The organism is Burkholderia sp. MSMB1589WGS (genome assembly GCF_001636105.1).
Classification (GTDB): Bacteria; Pseudomonadota; Gammaproteobacteria; order Burkholderiales; family Burkholderiaceae; genus Burkholderia; species Burkholderia humptydooensis.
In genome coordinates, this window is record NZ_LNJT01000007.1 from 314,026 (window position 1) to 332,084 (window position 18,059).

General features: G+C 66.3%; 20 protein-coding genes. 11 read left to right on the top strand and 9 right to left on the bottom strand.

Annotation, left to right across the window (positions count from 1 at the left end; genetic code table 11):
• Nucleotides 1–19 precede the first annotated feature (19 nt).
• A complete protein-coding gene (locus tag WT16_RS09355; protein ID WP_063533825.1) occupies nt 20–1,258 on the bottom strand; it encodes a pyridoxal phosphate-dependent aminotransferase in 1,239 nt (412 codons plus the stop codon).
• A 337-nt stretch (nt 1,259–1,595) separates the two neighbouring features.
• Here WT16_RS09355 and WT16_RS09360 point away from each other — a divergent pair, with 337 nt between their 5' ends.
• The 9 genes from WT16_RS09360 (at nt 1,596) to WT16_RS09400 (ending at nt 9,988) form a co-directional block, all read left to right on the top strand.
• Nucleotides 1,596–1,970, top strand: coding sequence for an Mth938-like domain-containing protein (locus WT16_RS09360; protein WP_006026217.1), 375 nt, complete (start codon nt 1,596–1,598; stop codon nt 1,968–1,970).
• A 154-nt stretch (nt 1,971–2,124) separates the two neighbouring features.
• Entirely contained in the window at nt 2,125–3,831 is a 1,707-nt protein-coding gene (locus tag WT16_RS09365; protein ID WP_015601985.1) for a glycosyltransferase family 39 protein, read from the top strand.
• 20 nt (nt 3,832–3,851) lie between these two features.
• Entirely contained in the window at nt 3,852–4,223 is a 372-nt protein-coding gene (locus WT16_RS09370; RefSeq protein ID WP_004192320.1) for an SMR family transporter, read from the top strand.
• A gap of 139 nt (nt 4,224–4,362) precedes the next feature.
• Entirely contained in the window at nt 4,363–5,514 is a 1,152-nt protein-coding gene (locus tag WT16_RS09375) for a DegT/DnrJ/EryC1/StrS aminotransferase family protein (protein ID WP_006026215.1), read from the top strand.
• A 6-nt stretch (nt 5,515–5,520) separates the two neighbouring features.
• Nucleotides 5,521–6,528, top strand: coding sequence for a glycosyltransferase (locus tag WT16_RS09380; RefSeq protein WP_009890744.1), 1,008 nt, complete (start codon nt 5,521–5,523; stop codon nt 6,526–6,528).
• On the top strand, nt 6,525–7,472 hold the full coding sequence (locus WT16_RS09385; protein WP_015600094.1) for a formyltransferase: 948 nt from the start codon (nt 6,525–6,527) through the stop codon (nt 7,470–7,472). The genes WT16_RS09380 and WT16_RS09385 overlap by 4 nt, the downstream gene beginning before the upstream one ends.
• Entirely contained in the window at nt 7,469–8,524 is a 1,056-nt protein-coding gene (locus WT16_RS09390; protein ID WP_006026212.1) for a bifunctional UDP-4-keto-pentose/UDP-xylose synthase, read from the top strand. The genes WT16_RS09385 and WT16_RS09390 overlap by 4 nt, the downstream gene beginning before the upstream one ends.
• A 16-nt stretch (nt 8,525–8,540) precedes the next feature.
• Complete coding sequence (locus WT16_RS09395; RefSeq protein WP_015601280.1) at nt 8,541–9,437, top strand: polysaccharide deacetylase family protein; 897 nt, start codon at nt 8,541–8,543, stop codon at nt 9,435–9,437.
• An 89-nt stretch (nt 9,438–9,526) separates the two neighbouring features.
• Entirely contained in the window at nt 9,527–9,988 is a 462-nt protein-coding gene (locus tag WT16_RS09400) for a peroxiredoxin (protein WP_006026210.1), read from the top strand.
• A 193-nt stretch (nt 9,989–10,181) separates the two neighbouring features.
• On the opposite strand, the gene WT16_RS30685 is transcribed toward WT16_RS09400, so the two are convergent.
• Nucleotides 10,182–10,436 carry a hypothetical protein gene (locus tag WT16_RS30685; protein ID WP_006026209.1) on the bottom strand — a complete coding sequence of 85 codons (255 nt, stop codon included), beginning with the start codon at nt 10,434–10,436 and terminating at the stop codon, nt 10,182–10,184.
• Between WT16_RS30685 and WT16_RS09405 the strand changes: the two genes are divergently transcribed.
• Both WT16_RS09405 and WT16_RS09410 read left to right on the top strand, forming a co-directional pair.
• The gene (locus WT16_RS09405; protein WP_082744096.1) at nt 10,320–12,122 is read left to right on the top strand and encodes a PhoH family protein; all 1,803 of its coding nucleotides are present in this window, start codon (nt 10,320–10,322) and stop codon (nt 12,120–12,122) included. The two genes, WT16_RS30685 and WT16_RS09405, sit on opposite strands and share 117 nt — an antisense overlap.
• A 241-nt stretch (nt 12,123–12,363) precedes the next feature.
• A complete protein-coding gene (locus WT16_RS09410) occupies nt 12,364–13,434 on the top strand; it encodes a C40 family peptidase (protein ID WP_063533210.1) in 1,071 nt (356 codons plus the stop codon).
• 227 nt (nt 13,435–13,661) lie between these two features.
• Here the strand turns inward: WT16_RS09410 and WT16_RS09415 are convergent, their stop codons facing one another.
• The 7 genes from WT16_RS09415 to priB all read right to left on the bottom strand — a co-directional run bounded on the left by WT16_RS09415 (nt 13,662) and on the right by priB (nt 18,031).
• The gene (locus tag WT16_RS09415; RefSeq protein WP_015601220.1) at nt 13,662–14,672 is read right to left on the bottom strand and encodes an inorganic phosphate transporter; all 1,011 of its coding nucleotides are present in this window, start codon (nt 14,670–14,672) and stop codon (nt 13,662–13,664) included.
• 10 nt (nt 14,673–14,682) lie between these two features.
• A complete protein-coding gene (locus WT16_RS09420) occupies nt 14,683–15,309 on the bottom strand; it encodes a DUF47 domain-containing protein (protein ID WP_004193838.1) in 627 nt (208 codons plus the stop codon).
• A gap of 138 nt (nt 15,310–15,447) precedes the next feature.
• Nucleotides 15,448–16,830, bottom strand: coding sequence for a replicative DNA helicase (locus WT16_RS09425; RefSeq protein ID WP_006026205.1), 1,383 nt, complete (start codon nt 16,828–16,830; stop codon nt 15,448–15,450).
• Between the two features lie 9 nt (nt 16,831–16,839).
• A complete protein-coding gene (locus WT16_RS34850) occupies nt 16,840–16,968 on the bottom strand; it encodes a DNA helicase (RefSeq protein ID WP_075644811.1) in 129 nt (42 codons plus the stop codon).
• A gap of 5 nt (nt 16,969–16,973) precedes the next feature.
• Nucleotides 16,974–17,426 (bottom strand): 50S ribosomal protein L9, encoded by a 453-nt coding sequence (rplI, locus tag WT16_RS09430; RefSeq protein ID WP_015601438.1) that lies wholly within the window; start codon nt 17,424–17,426, stop codon nt 16,974–16,976.
• Between the two features lie 27 nt (nt 17,427–17,453).
• Complete coding sequence (gene rpsR, locus WT16_RS09435; RefSeq protein ID WP_004193360.1) at nt 17,454–17,729, bottom strand: 30S ribosomal protein S18; 276 nt, start codon at nt 17,727–17,729, stop codon at nt 17,454–17,456.
• Between the two features lie 2 nt (nt 17,730–17,731).
• Nucleotides 17,732–18,031 (bottom strand): primosomal replication protein N, encoded by a 300-nt coding sequence (gene priB / locus WT16_RS09440; protein WP_006026203.1) that lies wholly within the window; start codon nt 18,029–18,031, stop codon nt 17,732–17,734.
• Between the last annotated feature and the right edge of the window lie 28 nt (nt 18,032–18,059).

Below are 18,059 nucleotides of genomic sequence, written 5' to 3' on the forward strand. Positions count from 1 at the left end.
AAAGATGGGACGCGCCCGGTCAGACCGCGTTGCGCTTCCGGTAGCCATCGAGGAAGCGCGCGATCCGCTCGATCGAATCGGTCAGGTCGTCGACGTTCGGCAGGAACACGACACGGAAGTGATCCGGCGTCGGCCAGTTGAAGCCCGTGCCCTGCACGAGCAGCACGCGCTCCCGGAGCAGCAGCTCGAGGATGAACTGCTGGTCGTTGTCGATCGGATAGAGCTTCGGGTCGAGGCGCGGGAACATGTAGAGCGCCGCTTCCGGCTTCACGCACGACACGCCGGGAATCGACGTCAGCATGTCGTACGCGAGCTCGCGCTGCTTGTACAGGCGCCCGCTCGGCATGATCAGCTCGTTGATGCTCTGATAGCCGCCGAGCGCGGTCTGGATCGCGTACTGGCCGGGCACGTTCGCGCAGAGGCGCATCGACGACAGGATGCCGAGCCCCTCCAGGTAATCGTGCGCGCGGCGGCGGTTCCCGGCCGTGAGCCCCGCGACCGACATCCAGCCCGCGCGATAGCCGCACGACCGGTAGCTCTTCGACAGGCTGTTGAACGTGACGGTGATCACGTCCTCCGCAAGCGACGCGAGCGCCGTGTGCGACTTGCCGTCGTAGACGATCTTGTCGTAGACCTCGTCGGCGAAGATGACGAGCCCGTGCTCGCGCGCGATCGCGATCAGCTCGCCGAGCAATTCGTCCGAATAGAGCGCGCCCGTCGGGTTGTTCGGGTTGATCACGACGAGCGCCTTCGTGTTCGGCGTGATCTTGCGGCGAATGTCGTCGGGATCGGGCATCCAGCGGTTCGACTCGTCGCAGACATAGTGCACGGGCGTGCCGCCAGACAGGCTCACGGCCGCCGTCCAGAGCGGGTAATCGGGCGCGGGCAGCAGCACCTCGTCGCCGTCGTTCAGGAGCGCCTGCGTCGCCATCACGATGAGTTCGGATGCGCCGTTGCCGACGTAGATGTCGTCGAGCTCGACGCCCCGCACGCCCTTTTGCTGCGTGTAGTGCATGATCGCCTTGCGCGCGGCGAACACGCCTTTCGAATCCGAATAGCCGGACGACATCGGCAGGTTGCGGATCATGTCCTGGATGATCTCGTCCGGCGCGTCGAATCCAAACGGGGCCAGATTGCCGATGTTCAGCTTGATGATGCGGTGCCCCTCGTCCTCGAGGCGCTTCGCGTGCTCGAGCACGGGGCCGCGGATGTCGTAGCAGACATTGAGCAGCTTGTTCGACTTCTGAATCGGTTTCACGGCGGACACGTTCCTGGGTAATGCCTGCGGGCCTGGGGGCGGGGATCAAAACTGGAGAGCGGCCGGTAGCGCGCTGTCTAGGAATGGCTTCATGCGGCTGACGGGCGCGGCTTGTGGCGGCGCGCGACAGAAACGCCGCCCGGGAGCGGCTAAAAAGTTATAATTTAGCGGATTTTGGCCGACTTTCGCAATGCACCAACCCGGCCGCGGCCTTCGCGCGGCAGTGTCCGCCACGACGGCCGTGCGCATCGCGGCAGGCGGCCCGCCCCGTTCGGGGCCGGATCGCCGAGCGGCGCGGCCGCTGTTCCGGCCCTTTTCGACACCGCGGAAGACCGATTTGAAATTACATCAGGACCCGAGCAACGCGCTCAATACCGTCACCGGCTACGGCCCCGATTATGTCGACATCAATCTGCAGCGCCACGAGACGAGCGTGATCGTGCTGCCGGGCGCGCCCGTCGCCGAATGGCCCGTCGCGTCGTTCGACGCGCTCACGCCCGAGCTCTTCGCGATGCTGCTCGAGCCGCAGCCCGAGGTCGTGATCTTCGGCAGCGGCGCGAGACTGCGTTTCCCGCACCCGCGCCTGACCGCGCAGCTCACTGCGCAGCGGATCGGCGTCGAGACGATGGATTTCCAGGCCGCCTGCCGCACGTACAACATCCTGATGGCCGAAGGCCGGAAGGTCGCCGCGGCGCTGCTGATCGAACGTTAAGCGAGCGTTAAGCCGCACCGCGCTAAAACCCCCGGCGGCGCTTGCGTCTGTGCTTGTGCCCGTGTTTGCCCCCCTGTTTCGCACCGCGTCCCACTTGCCGCGGACGACAGCCGCAACCCGCCCGACCGAATCTGACAAACTCGATACGAACCCTATGAACGATACGCCGACCAGGCTACCGCTCGATCGCGCCGCGCCCATGACGCTGAGCCGCGCCACGCTCCTCTTTCTCGTCGCGGCGCTCGCCGTGATCTGGTTCGCGCCGCTCGGCCTGCGCCATCTGATCCCGAGCGACGAAGGCCGCTACGCCGAAATGGCCCGCGAGATGTTCGCCACGGGCGACTGGATCACGCCGCGCTACAACGGCTACAAGTATTTCGAGAAGCCGCCGCTGCAGACCTGGCTCAACGCGCTCACGTTCGCGTGGTTCGGCGTCGGCGAATGGCAGGCGCGCCTGTACACGGCGCTCGCGAGCTTCGCGGGCGTCCTCTTCGCCGGCTACACCGGCGCGCGCGTGTTCAACCCGCGCGCGGGCTTCTTCGCGGCGCTCGTGCTCGCGAGCTCGCCGTACTGGAACCTGATGGGCCACTTCAACGCGCTCGACATGGGACTGTCGCTGTGGATGACGATCACGCTCTGCGCCCTCCTCCTCGCACAGCGGCCCGGCATCGGCAAGCGCGCCGAGCGCGGCTGGATGTGGCTCTGCTGGGCATCGATGGCGCTCGCCGTGCTGTCGAAGGGCCTCGTCGGCCTGATCCTGCCGGGCGCCGTGCTCGTCCTCTACACGCTCGCGTCGCGCGACTGGGCGCTGTGGAAGCGCCTCCACCTCGCGAGCGGCCTCGTCGTCTTCTTCGCGATCGCGACGCCGTGGTTCGTGCTCGTGCAGTCGCGCAACCCCGAATTCTTCAACTTCTTCTTCATCGTCCAGCAGTTCCGGCGCTACCTGACGCCCGAGCAGAACCGCCCCGGCGCGTTCTACTACTTCGTGCCGGTGCTCATCGTCGGCTTCCTGCCGTGGCTGTCCGTGAGCGTGCAGAGCGTGCGCCACGCGCTGCGCATCCCGCGCCAGCCGAACGGCTTCGCGCCGATGCTCGTGCTGGCTACATGGAGCGCGTTCATCTTCCTGTTCTTCAGCGCGTCGCACTCGAAGCTGATCTCGTACGTGCTGCCCGTCGCACCCGCGCTCGCGCTGATGATCGGCGCGTATCTGCCGCTCGTGCCGCGCGAGCGGTTCCGCCGCCACCTGTTCGGCTACCTGGTGTTCCTCGTCGCCGCCGCGTTCGGCGCGCTCTTCCTCGCGCGCCTGGGCGACGCGCGCACGCCGAATGCGCAATACCTGGCGTTCCAGAAGTGGGTGTACGCGGCGCTCGCCGCCGCGTTCGCGCTCACGCTCGTCGCCGTGTGGCTCAATCGCCGGGGCCGCGCGGGCATCGCCGCGGCGGCCGTCGCGTTCGGCGCCGGGTGGCTCCTCCTCGGCACGATCGGCGGCACCGGGCACGACGCGTTCGGCCGCTACAGCTCGGGCGCGCTCCTCGCGCCCGCGATCCGCGCGGAACTCGCGAAGCTGCCGCCCGACACGCCGTTCTATTCGGTCGACACGCTCGACCACACGCTGCCGTTCTACGTCGGCCACACGATGATCATGGTCGAGCGCAAGGACGAACTCGCGTTCGGCATCTCGGTCGAGCCCGACAAGTGGGTTCCGACCGTCGCCGAATGGGAACAACGCTGGCGCACCGATCGCCACGCGCTCGCGCTGATGTCGCCCGACCGCTACAGGCAGTTGTCGGAAGCGGGCCTGCCGATGCGCGTCGTCGCGCGCGACAACCGGCGCGTCGTCGTCGAGAAGCCGCAATCCTGAGCCGCGAGGGACCCGAACCGATGAATCCCGTCTCTCTCTTCTGCATCGTCACGGGCGTGATGCTGAACGCCTGCGCGCAACTGCTGCTGAAAGCCGGCGTGCGCGCCGTTGGACACTTCGAATTCACCCGTGCGAACATTGTGCCCATCGGCTTCAAGATCGCGACCCAATTGCCGATCATCGGCGGCCTCGGCTGCTACGTGCTCTCGGTGGTCGTGTGGATCGTCGGGCTGTCCCGGGTCGACGTGTCGGTCGCGTATCCGATGCTCTCGCTCGGCTACGTCGTCAATGCGTTCGCCGCGTGGTACCTGTTCGGCGAGGTGCTGTCGGTGCAGCGCCTCGTGGGCATCGGCATCATCCTGATCGGCGTGTTCGTGCTCGCGCGCAGTTGACGCGCCCGCACCCGGCCCGCGCGCTCGACGCGCACCGGCCGCGCCGACAAAAAGTGACGCACCCGTTCCGGCGGACAGTGTCAAATGCGCGTGTCGGGCGGCGCCCGATTCCTTTCACACGACAACGAGCGAAGCTTACATGAGCCAGACTTCCGTTCCTTTCCTGCCGTTCGTCAAACCCGAGATCGACGAGGAAACCATTCAGGGCGTGGCCGACGTGCTGCGCTCCGGCTGGATCACGACCGGCCCGCAGTGCCAGCGCTTCGAGGCCGCGCTGTCCGAATACTGCGGCGGGCGCCCCGTGCGCGTGTTCAACTCGGGCACGGCGACGCTCGAGATCGGCCTGCGGATCGCGGGCGCAGGCCCCGGCGACGAAGTGATCACGACGCCCGCGTCATGGGTCGCGACGAGCAACGTGATCCTCGAAACGGGCGCGACGCCCGTGTTCGTCGACATCGATCCCGCCACGCGCAACCTCGATCTCGACCTCGTCGAAAAGGCGATCACGCCGCGCACGAAGGCGATCATCCCTGTGTACCTGGCGGGCCTGCCCGTCGACATGGACCGCCTCTACGCGATCGCGCGCGCGCACGAGCTGCGCGTGATCGAGGACGCCGCGCAGGCGCTCGGCTCGACGTGGCGCGGCCAGCGCATCGGCGCGATCGGCGACATCGTGTCGTTCAGCTTCCATCCGAACAAGAACATCACGTCGATCGAAGGCGGCGCGCTCGTGCTCAACGACGAAGCCGAGGCGACGCTCGCTCAGAAGTACCGCCTGCAGGGGATCACGCGCACGGGCCTCGACGGGATGGACTGCGACGTGCTCGGCGGCAAGTACAATCTGACCGACGTCGCCGCGCGCGTTGGCTGGGGCCAGCTCGCGCATCTCGAGCGCTTCAACGCGACGCGCCGCGGGCTCGCGCGCCGCTACTTCGACGCGTTCGCGAGCGGGCCCGCGCTCGCGCTCGGCGTCGGGCTGCCCGTCGCGGACTTCGAGCACGGCAACTGGCACATGTTCCAGATCACGCTGCCGCTCGAGAAACTGTCGATCTCGCGCGGCGAGTTCATGGAGCAGTTGAAGCAGCGCGGCATCGGCTCGGGCGTCCATTACCCGGCCATTCATCTTTTCACGCTGTACCGCGCGCGCGGCTTCACGGAGGGCATGTTCCCCCACGCCGAGCGCTTCGGCGCGTCGACCGTCACGCTGCCGCTCTTCACGCAGATGAGCGATGCGGACGTGCAACGGGTCGTCGACGCCGTCAACCAGATTTGCGAACAATACGGAAAATAAGCGGACATGACTCACCCTGAAACACGCGCGACGAATCCTGAAGTTTCGATCGTCATCCCCGTGTACAACGAGGAAGCGGGGCTCGCTGCGCTCTTCGCGCGGCTCTACCCGGCGCTCGACGCGCTCGGCACGCCGTACGAAGTGATCCTCGTCAACGACGGCAGCCGCGACCGCTCGGCCGCCCTCCTCGCCGACCAGTTCCGCGTGCGTCCGGACACGACGCGCGTCGTGCTCCTGAACGGCAACTATGGCCAGCACATGGCGATCCTCGCGGGCTTCGAGCAGTCGCGCGGCGAGATCGTCATCACGCTCGACGCCGACCTGCAGAACCCGCCCGAGGAAATCGGCAAGCTGATCGCGAAGATGCGCGAAGGCTACGACTACGTCGGCTCGATCCGGCTGCAACGTCAGGACAGCCTGTTCCGCCGCAAGGCGTCGGCCGCGATGAACCGGCTGCGCGAGCGCATCACGCGCATCAAGATGACCGATCAGGGCTGCATGCTGCGCGCCTACAGCCGCCACATCATCGACACGATCAACCGCTGCGGCGAGGTGAACACGTTCATACCCGCGCTCGCGTACACGTTCGCGCAGAACCCGACCGAAATCGAGGTCGCGCACGAAGAGCGCTTCGCGGGCGAATCGAAATACTCGCTGTACAGCCTGATTCGCCTGAACTTCGATCTCGTCACGGGCTTCTCGGTCGTGCCGCTGCAATGGCTGTCGTTCATCGGCGTGATCCTGTCGCTCGGCTCGGCCGCGCTCTTCGTGCTGCTCGTCGTGCGGCGCTTCATCGTCGGCGCGGAAGTGCAAGGCGTGTTCACCCTCTTCGCGATCACGTTCTTCCTGCTCGGCGTGATCATCTTCGCGCTCGGCCTGCTCGGCGAGTACATCGGACGCATCTATCAGCAGGTCCGCGCGCGGCCGCGCTACCTGATCCACACCGTGCTCGAGGCGCGCGACGGCAAGCCCGGCGTCACGCTCGCCGCCGAGCGCCGCGAGGCCGCGCGATGAAGCCGCGCGCCGTCGTCTTCGCGTATCACAACGTCGGCGTGCGCTGCCTGCAGGTGCTGCTCGCGCGCGGCGTCGACGTCGCGCTCGTCGTCACGCACGAAGACAGCCCGACCGAGAACATCTGGTTCGGCAGCGTCGCGGCGGTCGCGGCCGAGCACGGCATCGCGGTCATCACGCCCGCCGATCCGGCGGGCGCCGACGTGCGCGCGGCGGTCGCGAGCGCGAAGCCCGATTTCATCTTCTCCTTCTATTACCGGCACATGCTGCCCGCCGACCTCCTCGCGCTCGCCGCGCGCGGCGCATACAACATGCACGGATCGCTGCTGCCGAAATACCGCGGCCGCGTGCCGACGAACTGGGCGGTGCTCAACGGCGAGACCGAAACCGGCGCGACGCTGCACGAGATGGCCGCGAAGCCTGACGCGGGCGCGATCGTCGGCCAGACCGCGGTGCCGATCCTGCCCGACGACACCGCCGCGCAGGTATTCGACAAGGTCACGGTCGCCGCGGAGCAGACGCTCTGGCGCGTGCTGCCCGCGCTGCTCGCGGGCGAGGCGCCGCACCTGCCGAACGATCTGTCGCAGGGCAGCTACTACGGCGGGCGCAAGCCCGAGGACGGGCGCATCGACTGGTCGCAGCCGGCCGCGACCGTATACAACCTGATCCGCGCAGTCGCGCCGCCGTATCCGGGCGCGTTCACCGACCTCGACGGCGCGCGCTTCGTGATCGCGCGCGCGCGGCTCGCCGCGCCCGGCTCGGCGGCCGCGCGCGCGGCCGCCGATTTGCCGCCGGGCCTGCACGTAAGCGATAATATGCTGTTCGGCGTTTGCGGCGACAGCCGCGCCGTCTCCATTCTCGAACTGCGCCGGCAGCGCGACGGCGGCGAAGCCGTCGTTTCCCCGGCGGAATTCGCGCAGTTCATTCATTCTTCCCGTCATTCATGAAAGCTAAAAAAGTCCTGATCCTGGGTGTGAACGGCTTCATCGGCCATCACCTGTCCAAGCGCATTCTTGAAACCACCGATTGGGAAGTGTTCGGCATGGACATGCAGACCGATCGGCTGGGCGACCTCGTCAAGCACGAGCGGATGCATTTCTTCGAGGGCGACATCACGATCAACAAGGAGTGGGTCGAGTATCACGTGAAGAAGTGCGACGTGATCCTGCCGCTCGTCGCGATCGCGACGCCCGCCACCTACGTCAAGCAGCCGCTGCGCGTGTTCGAGCTCGACTTCGAGGCGAACCTGCCGATCGTGCGTTCGGCCGTCAAGTACGGCAAGCACCTCGTGTTCCCGTCGACGTCCGAGGTGTACGGCATGTGCGCGGACGAGCAGTTCGATCCGGACGCGTCCGCCCTCACCTACGGCCCGATCAACAAGCCGCGCTGGATCTACGCGTGCTCGAAGCAACTGATGGACCGCGTGATCTGGGGCTACGGGATGGAGGGCCTGAATTTCACGCTGTTCCGCCCGTTCAACTGGATCGGCCCGGGCCTCGACTCGATCTACACGCCGAAGGAAGGCAGCTCGCGCGTCGTCACGCAGTTCCTCGGCCACATCGTGCGCGGCGAGAACATCAGCCTCGTCGACGGCGGCTCGCAGAAGCGCGCGTTCACGTACGTCGACGACGGCATCAGCGCGCTGATGAAGATCATCGAGAATCCGAACGGCGTCGCGACAGGCAAGATCTACAACATCGGAAATCCGGACAATAACTTCTCGGTGCGCGAACTCGCGAACAAGATGCTCGAGCTCGCGGCGGAATTCCCCGAATACGCCGATTCGGCCAAGCGCGTGCAGCTCGTCGAGACGACGTCGGGCGCGTACTACGGCAACGGCTACCAGGACGTGCAGAACCGCGTGCCGAAGATCGAGAACACGATGCAGGAGCTTGGCTGGGCGCCGCAGTTCACGTTCGACGACGCGCTGCGCCAGATCTTCGAGGCGTACCGCGGCCACGTCGCCGACGCACGCGCGCTCGTCGAGCAGCAAGGCTGAAGAGGAGCGCCGCCGCTTGGCCCGCATCGTCCTCAAGATCGACGTCGACACGCTGCGCGGCACGCGCGAAGGCGTGCCGAACCTCGCGCGCATCTTCGATCGCTTCGCCGCGCGCGCGACCTTCCTCTTCAGCCTCGGCCCGGACCACACCGGCTGGGCGATGCGCCGCGTGCTGCGGCCGGGGTTCCTGAAGAAGGTGTCGCGCACGTCGGTCGTCGAGCATTACGGCGTCAGGCAGTTGCTGTACGGCGTGCTGCTGCCCGGCCCCGACATCGGCCGCCGCGCGAGAGCCGACATGCGCGCGATCCACGAAGCCGGCTTCGAATGCGGGATCCACACCTGGGATCACGTGTACTGGCAGGACAACGTCCGCCAGCGTTCGCGCGACTGGACCGTGCGCGAAATGAACAAGAGCCGCGAGCGCTTCGTCGAGATCTTCGGCGCGCCGCCCGTCACGCACGGCGCGGCCGGCTGGCAGATGAACGACGCCGCATTCGAGCAGATCGACGCGTGGGGGATGCGCTACGCGTCGGACGGCCGCGGCCATTCGCCGTATCTGCCCGTCGTCGCGGGCAGGACGCTCGCGCACGTACAGATGCCGACGACGTTGCCGACGCTCGACGAGATCCTCGGCATCGACGGCATCGACACGCGCAACGTCGCCGCGCATCTGCTCGAGCACACCGAGCGCAATCCGCACGATCAGGTATTCACGCTGCACGCGGAGCTCGAAGGCCAGAAGCTCGCGCCCGTGTTCGAGCAACTGCTCGCGGGCTGGCGCGCGCAAGGCCACACGTTCGCGACGATGGGCGACTATTACGCGACGCTGGACCGCGCCGCGCTGCCATCGTACCCTGTCGCGTGGGGCGAGATCCCCGGCCGCTCCGGCGAGCTGATCGTCCAGCCCGACTGAACGAACGCCGTCGCCGGCTTTCGCCTCACATCCCGCATCGCCACGCGCGGCCCGCCGTCCGCGCTCGTTCATAACAACAGGAGAAACACGTGTCTGTCGAAGTCGACCGTCAAGTTCCCGATTTCACCGCGCCTGCCACGAGCGGCGAGTTTTCGCTGTCGGGCGTCAGGGGCAAGAAGCTCGTGCTGTATTTCTATCCGAAGGACAACACGCCCGGCTGCACGACCGAGGGCCTGCAGTTCCGCGATCTGTATCCGAAGTTCAAGAAGGCCGGCGCGGAAATCGCCGGCGTATCGCGCGACAGCCTGCGCTCGCACGAGAACTTCAAGGCGAAGCTCGAATTGCCGTTCCCGTTGATTTCGGACCCCGATGAAACGCTCTGTGCGCTGTTCGGTGTCATGAAACTGAAGAAAATGTATGGCAAGGAAGTGCGCGGAATCGAGCGCTCGACGTTCGTGATCGACGGCGAAGGCGTGCTGCGCCACGCATGGCGCGGCGTGAAGGTGCCGGGCCACGTCGACGACGTGCTGAGCGCTGTACAAGCGCTTTGAGGCGCGTTATATTGGGCCGCAATGAATGCCTGTCCGACCCATTTTTCTCGTAGCTGCGCCGGTGGTCCCAACGATGCGCCCACGCATCTGACGCGCAGCACGACGGTTAAAGCCGAGCCGCTTGCCCCTGTTCGGGGGAGCGGCTTTTTTTATGGTTTCCGGGCCAGCCATTGCGCGCCGGCCGTCCAACGCGTCAAGGAGACGATCGAAATCTAGGCGAACCGGCGATTCGAACCCCATGTGCGCCACTGCGCGCAAACTGCACGCACGACGCGTCGCAGGATGCGAACGGCGGCGCATGCCTGCGACACGATTCCTCCCGAGGGACACCATGCCTTTGCCTACTCCCCCCAGCAAGCTCGGCAGCCTTCTGCCGCCCGACGAATACAAGGCGAAAGCGCGGCCCGCGAAAGCCGCGAAGCAATCCGCCTCCGGGGGCCCCGCTCACGCCGCTGCGGCCGATTACAGCCCGGCGAGCGTAGCCGAACCGATGGTCGTTGCCGCGAACACCACCTCGCCGCTGCGCGCGGTCGCGCCCACCGAAGCGAGCGCCGCCGCGCCGCGCGCGCGCAAGACGAAGCAGACGGCCGCGCTGCTGCAACCGGTGCCGGCCGCGCCCGCGTCGCCCGCCGCCCCCGTCGCGCGCTCGTCGAAGACTGATGCGGTGAAGCCCGCGGCGGCCGCGCCCGCCACGCCGCGCGCGGCCGCGAAAACGCGCGGCGGCAAGAGCGCCGAAATCGAGATGCAAAAGCTCTTCGTGCTCGACACGAACGTGCTGATGCACGATCCGAGCAGCCTGTTCCGCTTCGAGGAGCACGACGTCTATCTGCCGATGATGACGCTCGAGGAACTCGACGATCACAAGAAGGGGATGTCGGAAGTCGCGCGCAACGCGCGTCAGGTGAGCCGCACGCTCGACTCGCTCGTCGCCGATGCGGGCCCGATCTCGGCCGGCATTCCGCTCGCGCGCCTCGGCAGCCGCGAGGCGCTCGGGCGCCTGTACTTCCAGACGACGCTCACGAGCATCGAGCCCGTCGAGGGCCTGCCGCAGGGCAAGGCCGACAACCAGATCCTGAGCGTCGTGCGCGCGCTGCAGCGCGAGCGGCCCGACCGGCAGGTCGTGCTGGTGTCGAAAGACATCAACATGCGGATCAAGGCGCACGCGCTCGGCCTGCCCGCCGAGGATTACTTCAACGACCAGGTCCTCGAGGACAAGGATCTGCTCTACTCCGGCGTGCGCGAACTGCCGCAGGACTTCTGGACGAAGCATGCGAAGGGCATGGAGAGCTGGCAGGACACGAAGACGGGCACGACGTATTACCGCGTGACGGGCCCGCTCGTCGCGTCGATGCTCGTCAACGAGTTCGTCTATCTCGAGCCGCAGAACGGCGAGCCCGCGTTCCATGCGATCGTGCGCGAGCTGAACGGCAAGACGGCGCTGTTGCAGACGCTGCGTGACTACAGCCACCACAAGAACAACGTGTGGGGCATCACCGCGCGCAACCGCGAGCAGAACTTCGCGCTGAACCTGCTGATGAACCCCGAGATCGACTTCGTCACGCTGCTCGGTCAGGCCGGCACCGGCAAGACGCTCGTCGCGCTCGCGGCGGGCCTGGCGCAGGTGCTCGACGACAAGCGCTACAACGAGATCATCGTCACGCGCGCGACCGTGCCCGTCGGCGAGGACATCGGCTTTCTGCCCGGCACCGAGGAAGAGAAGATGCAGCCGTGGATGGGCGCGTTCGACGATAACCTCGAAGTGCTGCAGAAGACCGACGACGCGGCCGGCGAATGGGGCCGCGCGGCGACGCAGGAGCTGATCCGCTCGCGCCTGAAGGTCAAGAGCATGAACTTCATGCGCGGCCGCACGTTCGTCGACAAGTATGTGATCATCGACGAGGCGCAGAACCTCACGCCGAAGCAGATGAAGACGCTCGTCACGCGCGCGGGCCCCGGCACGAAGATCATCTGCCTCGGCAACATCGCGCAGATCGACACGCCGTACCTGACGGAAGGCAGCTCGGGCCTCACGTACGTCGTCGACCGCTTCAAGGGCTGGGGGCACAGCGGCCACGTGACGCTCGCGCGCGGCGAGCGCTCTCGGCTTGCCGACTACGCGTCCGACATCCTGTAACAATGCGCCGGCGGCCGCGTCGAGCGGCTTCCGGCCTGAAGCGGCGCCTGATTCGTCAGGCGCCGCTTTTTCATTTCAGGGTCGAATCAGCGACGAGCAAAACGTCCTTCTTGCACAACATTTACGCGCGAAACTTCAAGTCATTTCTCAAGAATTCTTGCGGAAGCCCCGCCGGACGCACTACTATCGCGATTAACCGTTGTCATACGATTGGCGAGCGCAGCGCGTTCGCCCGCCTCTCATGCTGCGTCTTTCGCTGTCCGTTCTCGTGATCTCGCTGCTCGCCGCCTGCTCGAGCGCGCCGCAGAAGTCGGCACGCTCGTCGTCGGGCATGGCGATCACCACGCCGCGCGCGTATACGCCGCCGCGCGGCTTCCCGAATTTCGTCGACCATAGCGTCGGCCGCGAGGAAATCTCGATCCAGGCGATGAGCCTCGTCGGCGTGCCGTACCGCTGGGGCGGCAACACGCCGGACAGCGGCTTCGATTGCAGCGGGCTCGTGCGCTATGTCGTCGATCGCGCGGCGAGCGTCACCCTGCCCCGCACGACGGCCGACATGAGCTCGGCCGGCGAATCGATCGAGCCCGATGGCATCGCGCCGGGCGATCTGATCTTCTTCAATACGTCGGGGCGGCCGCATTCGCACGTCGGCATCTATGTCGGCAAGCTGCGCTTCGTGAACGCGCCGTCCACGGGCGGCACGGTGCGGCTCGACTATCTGACGAATCCGTATTGGGCGAAGCGCTTCGACGGGATCCGGCGCGTCGCGGCGCCGAAGGCGAAGCCGGCGCCGTTCGACGCGCCGACCTATCAGGCGAGCCGGCAGCCGGAACCCGTGCCGCGCGTGAGTCCCGCGGCGACCTACGCGGCGGCCAATGCGCCGACGACGCCCGCCGTGCCGAATGTGCTGAATGTGCCGAATGTGCCGCCTGTCGCCACCGCCGCCGCCGACCCGTACGAGCCGCCGCCGTCCGCGATGTCCGCCGCGCGGCGGCAAGCACAAGCGGCCGGCGCGAGCTCGCCCGCGCTCGCGTCCGCCGGCGATTCGGGCAGCGCGGCGCCGCCGGCTCCGCCGCCCGTCGGCGGCACGGCGAGCGTTGCCGGCGCATCGCCGGCCGATCCGATCGACGCCGCCGCGGACGCATTCGAGCCGCCCCCGCCCGCCGCGCGCGCGGCAGCCCGCCAGGCGCAGCTCGCCGCGCCCGGCAACGTGCAAATCCTGCGCGCGTCGACAGCAAGCGGCGCGGCGCGCGCCGCCGCAACCGGCACGAACGACGACCCGATCGCCCGCTTCGCGAACGGCAGCTACTGACAAACCGGACGAACCGCGCGAACGCACGCGGTGCGGGCTGCTCGACGCGTCGTCCCGACCCACCCGGCAAAAGCGGGACGCACACCCAAACGCGAACGACCATCCGAGCGCCGGAAAACGCCGGCGCTGAAAAGACGATGCGCCGCAGCCTGTCGGCATGCGGCGCATCGTTGTTTTCTACGCGGCGAAACGCGGCGTCGTGCCGCGCGACCGGCGCGCTCAGCGCATCAGAACACGCGGTGCCCGATCCACCAGCCGGCCGCCGCGATCAGCGCCGATGCGGGAATCGTCAGCACCCACGCCCACACGATGTTGCCCGCGACACCCCAGCGCACGGCCGACAGCTTGCGCGTCGCGCCGACGCCGACGATCGCGCCCGTGATCGTGTGCGTCGTCGACACCGGAATGCCCATCCACGACGCGATGAACAGCGTAAGCGCGCCGCCCGTCTCCGCGCAGAAACCGCCGACGGGCTTGAGCTTCGTGATCTTCTGGCCCATCGTGCGCACGATCCGCCAGCCGCCGAACAGCGTGCCGAGGCCCATCGACAGATAGCACGCGCCGATCACCCAGATGGGCGGCGCGTCGGACGCGGCCGATGCGTAGCCCGACGCGATCAGCAGCATCCAGATGATGCCGATCGTCTTCTGCGCGTCGTTGCCGCCGTGGCCGAGGCTGTAGAGGCTGGCCGACAGCAGTTGCAGCCGCCTGAAACGCCGGTCGACCTTGCTCGGCGCGGTCCGGAAATACAGCCACGACACGCCGAGCATGAACAGCGAGCCGAGGATGAAACCGAGCAGCGGCGAGATGAAGATGAACGCGACGGTCTTCATCAGCCCGTCGACGTTGAGCGACCCCCAGCCCGACTTCGACACCGCGGCGCCGACGAGCCCGCCGATCAGCGCATGCGACGAGCTCGACGGAATCCCGTAGTACCACGTAATGATGTTCCAGCCGATCGCGCCGAACAGCGCGCCGAACACGACATAGTGATCGACGATGCTCGCGTCGATCGTGCCTTTGCCGACGGTCTGCGCGACCTTCAGATGGAAGATGAAATATGCGATGACGTTGAATGCCGCCGCGAACACGACGGCCTGCTGGGGCTTCAGCACCCCGGTCGACACGACGGTCGCGATCGAGTTCGCGGCGTCGTGAAAGCCATTCATGAAATCGAACACCAGCGCGACGAGCACGAGCGCCGCGACGGCCCACAAGGCGAGTTGTATCGAATGCATCGTGATCCGCTCAGGCGTTTTCCAGCACGATGCCTTCGATGATGTTCGCGACATCCTCGCACTTGTCGGTGATCTGCTCGAGCAGCTCGTAGATCGCCTTCAGCTTGATGAGCGTCTTCACGTCGTCTTCCTCGCGGAAGAGCTTCGACATCGCCGCGCGCAGCACGCGGTCCGCCTCCGACTCCCAGCGGTCGATCTCTTCGCACGCCTTCAGGATCTGGCCCGACTGCTTCATGTCCGACAGCAGCGCGACGGCCGCCTGCACGTGCTGCGCCGACTGCGTGACGATGTGCGCGAGCTGGCTCGCCTCGGACGTCACCGACCGCACGTCGTACAGCGACACGGCGGTTGCCACGTCCTCCATCAGATCGAGGATGTCGTCCATCGTCGTGATCAGCTTGTGGATCTCGTCGCGGTCGAGCGGCGTGATGAACGTCTTGTGCAGCAGATCGATCGCTTCGTGCGTCAGCTTGTCGGCGGCTTTCTCGGCCGATTGCACGTTCTGCTTGTGAATCTCGGCGTCCGCGAGATTGTCGATCAGAAGTTCGAGCTCGCGTCCGCCAGAGACGATGTAATTCGCGTGCGCATTGAAGATTTCAAAGAACTTGCCCTCGGTGGGCATGAATCGACCGAACATGGGATTCCTGAAAGATGGTCAAACGGCGGTCACAAAAACCGGCGACATTGTACTGTTTTACACTTGGCCGCCAAGCGCCCGATCGCAACGACGGCGACGAGATACAACGTTTTGCGAAATAGGGGTTTACATCCGGCGCTACTCGCCGTAGAAGTTTTGCACCCCTGCAAAATTGTCGAACTTCGTGTATTGCCCCAGGAACGTGAGGCGAACGGGGCCGATCGGGCCGTTACGCTGCTTGCCGATGATGATCTCGGCGGTGCCCTTGTCGGGGCTGTCCGGGTTATACACTTCGTCGCGATAGATGAACAGAATCACGTCCGCATCCTGCTCGATTGCGCCTGATTCCCGCAGATCCGACATCACCGGCCGCTTGTTCGGCCGCTGCTCGAGGCCGCGATTGAGCTGCGACAGCGCGATCACCGGCACGTCGAGCTCCTTCGCGAGGCTCTTCAGCGAGCGCGAGATTTCCGAAATCTCGGTCGCGCGGTTCTCGCCCTGCGACGAGCCCGTCATCAGTTGCAGGTAATCGACGATGATGAGCCCGAGCTTGCCGCACTGGCGCGCGAGACGCCGCGCGCGCGAACGCAGCTCCATCGGGTTCAGGCCGCCCGTCTCGTCGATGAAGAGCTGCGCCTCGCTCATTTTCTGCACCGCGTGCGTGAGCTTCGGCCAATCCTCGTCGGTCAGGCGCCCGGTGCGCATTCTGTGCTGGTCGAGCCGGCCGACCGAGCCGAGCATCCGCATCACGAGCTGCGTGCCCGGCATTTCCATCGAGAACACCGCGACGGGCAATCCGTACTCGACGGCGACGTATTCGCCGATGTTCATCGAAAACGCCGTCTTGCCCATCGACGGGCGGCCCGCGACGATGATCAGCTCGCCGCCGTGCATGCCGGAGGTCATCCGGTCGAGATCGACGAAGCCCGTCGGCGTGCCCGTCACGTCGCTCGGATTCGCGGTGTGGTAAAGGGTGTCGATCCGCTCGACGACCTGCGTGAGGAGCGGCCCGATCTCGAGGAAGCCCTGCGTGCCGCGCGCGCCGTCCTCGGCGATCGAGAACACCTTCGATTCGGCCTCGTCGAGCAGTTGGCGGACTTCCTTGCCCTGCGGATTGAACGCATCGGCCGAGATTTCGTCGGCGACCGACACGAGCCGGCGCAGCACCGCGCGATCGCGGACGATCTCCGCATAGCGGCGGATGTTCGCCGCGCTCGGCGTGTTCTGCGCGAGCGCGTTCAGATACGCGAGCCCGCCCACGTCCTCGGCCTTGCCGGACGTCGTGAGCGCCTCATAGACGGTGACGACGTCGGCGGGGCGCGTCGCCGCGATGAGCCGGCCGATGTGCTCGAAGATGATGCGATGGTCGTACCGGTAGAAATCGCTCTGCGACAGGAAGTCGGCGATCCGGTCCCAGGCGCCGTTGTCGAGCAACAGGCCGCCGAGCACGGACTGCTCGGCCTCGATCGAGTGCGGCGGGACTTTCAGCGATTCGATTTGGGGGTCTTTCGGCGCGTTCATGGCTTCGGATTATCGCGAAATGGGCGCGGCTTCGCCACCCGGCGTCGGCAACGCCGAGAAACGAAAAAAGGCAGGAACCGGTTGCCCGGGCCCCTGCCCTTCATGTCGGGCGGCGTGGGCCGCCCGCAAAGACTGCATGTCGCTTACGCGTGGTCGCCGATCACGTTGATCGTGACGTCGACGACGACGTCGGTGTGCAGCGCGACCTGCACGCCGTGCTCGCCGATCATCTTCAGCGGGCCTTCCGGCATGCGCACTTGCGCCTTCTCGACTTCGTAGCCCGCCTTCTTCAGCAGTTCCGCGACGTCGCCGTTCGTGACCGAGCCGAACAGACGGCCGTCGACGCCCGACTTCTGCGTGATTTCGAACGTCTGGCCCGTCAGCTTCTCGCCGACTGCCTGCGAAGCTGCCAGCTTTTCAGCGGCGACCTTCTCGAGCTCGGCGCGGCGCACTTCGAATTCAGCGATCGCGTCCTTCGTCGCGCGGCGTGCCTTGCGGTTCGGGATCAGGAAGTTGCGGGCGTAACCGTCCTTGACCTTGACGATATCGCCGAGATTGCCCAGATTGGCGACTTTTTCCAACAGAATGATTTGCATTCGAATTCTCCTTATTGCGTCGCCTGATTACGCCTTGTGCTGATCGGTGTACGGCAGCAGCGCGAGGAAACGCGCGCGCTTGATCGCCGTATCGAGCTGGCGCTGATAGTGGGCCTTCGTGCCCGTCAGACGCGCCGGCGTGATCTTGCCGTTCTCGCCGATGAAGTCCTTCAGCGTTTCCGTATCCTTGTAGTCGATCTGCTCGACGCCGGCTGCCGTGAAGCGGCAGAACTTCTTGCGCTTGAAGAGCGGGTTTTGTTGCTGACGACGCTTGTCGAATTTCTTACCAGTGGGGCGGGCCATGTTCAGTCCTTTCCAATGTCCTGCAATGCTGTGATGTGAAACACCAGGGTTCTCGCGTTGCGGTGCTTTTTCGCCAGGAAACCGGTGAAGAGCGTCTCGACGCCCATCTCGCATGCTTCCAGCTTGCCGCTCGCCTCGCCTGCCGCCACGGCCGGGATCGTCAATTCGACCTGCCGGGCGATGCCTGCTTCGACGACTTCCGTGCGATGCTGCAACGTGGCGCTTGCGATCGGAACGCCGGCGGGGGTGTACCGCACCGGTTCACGCTCGACGACGCTCGCCGTCAATTGCAGCCTGTTCACGGAGGCGACGCGCTCCTTCCCTGATGGC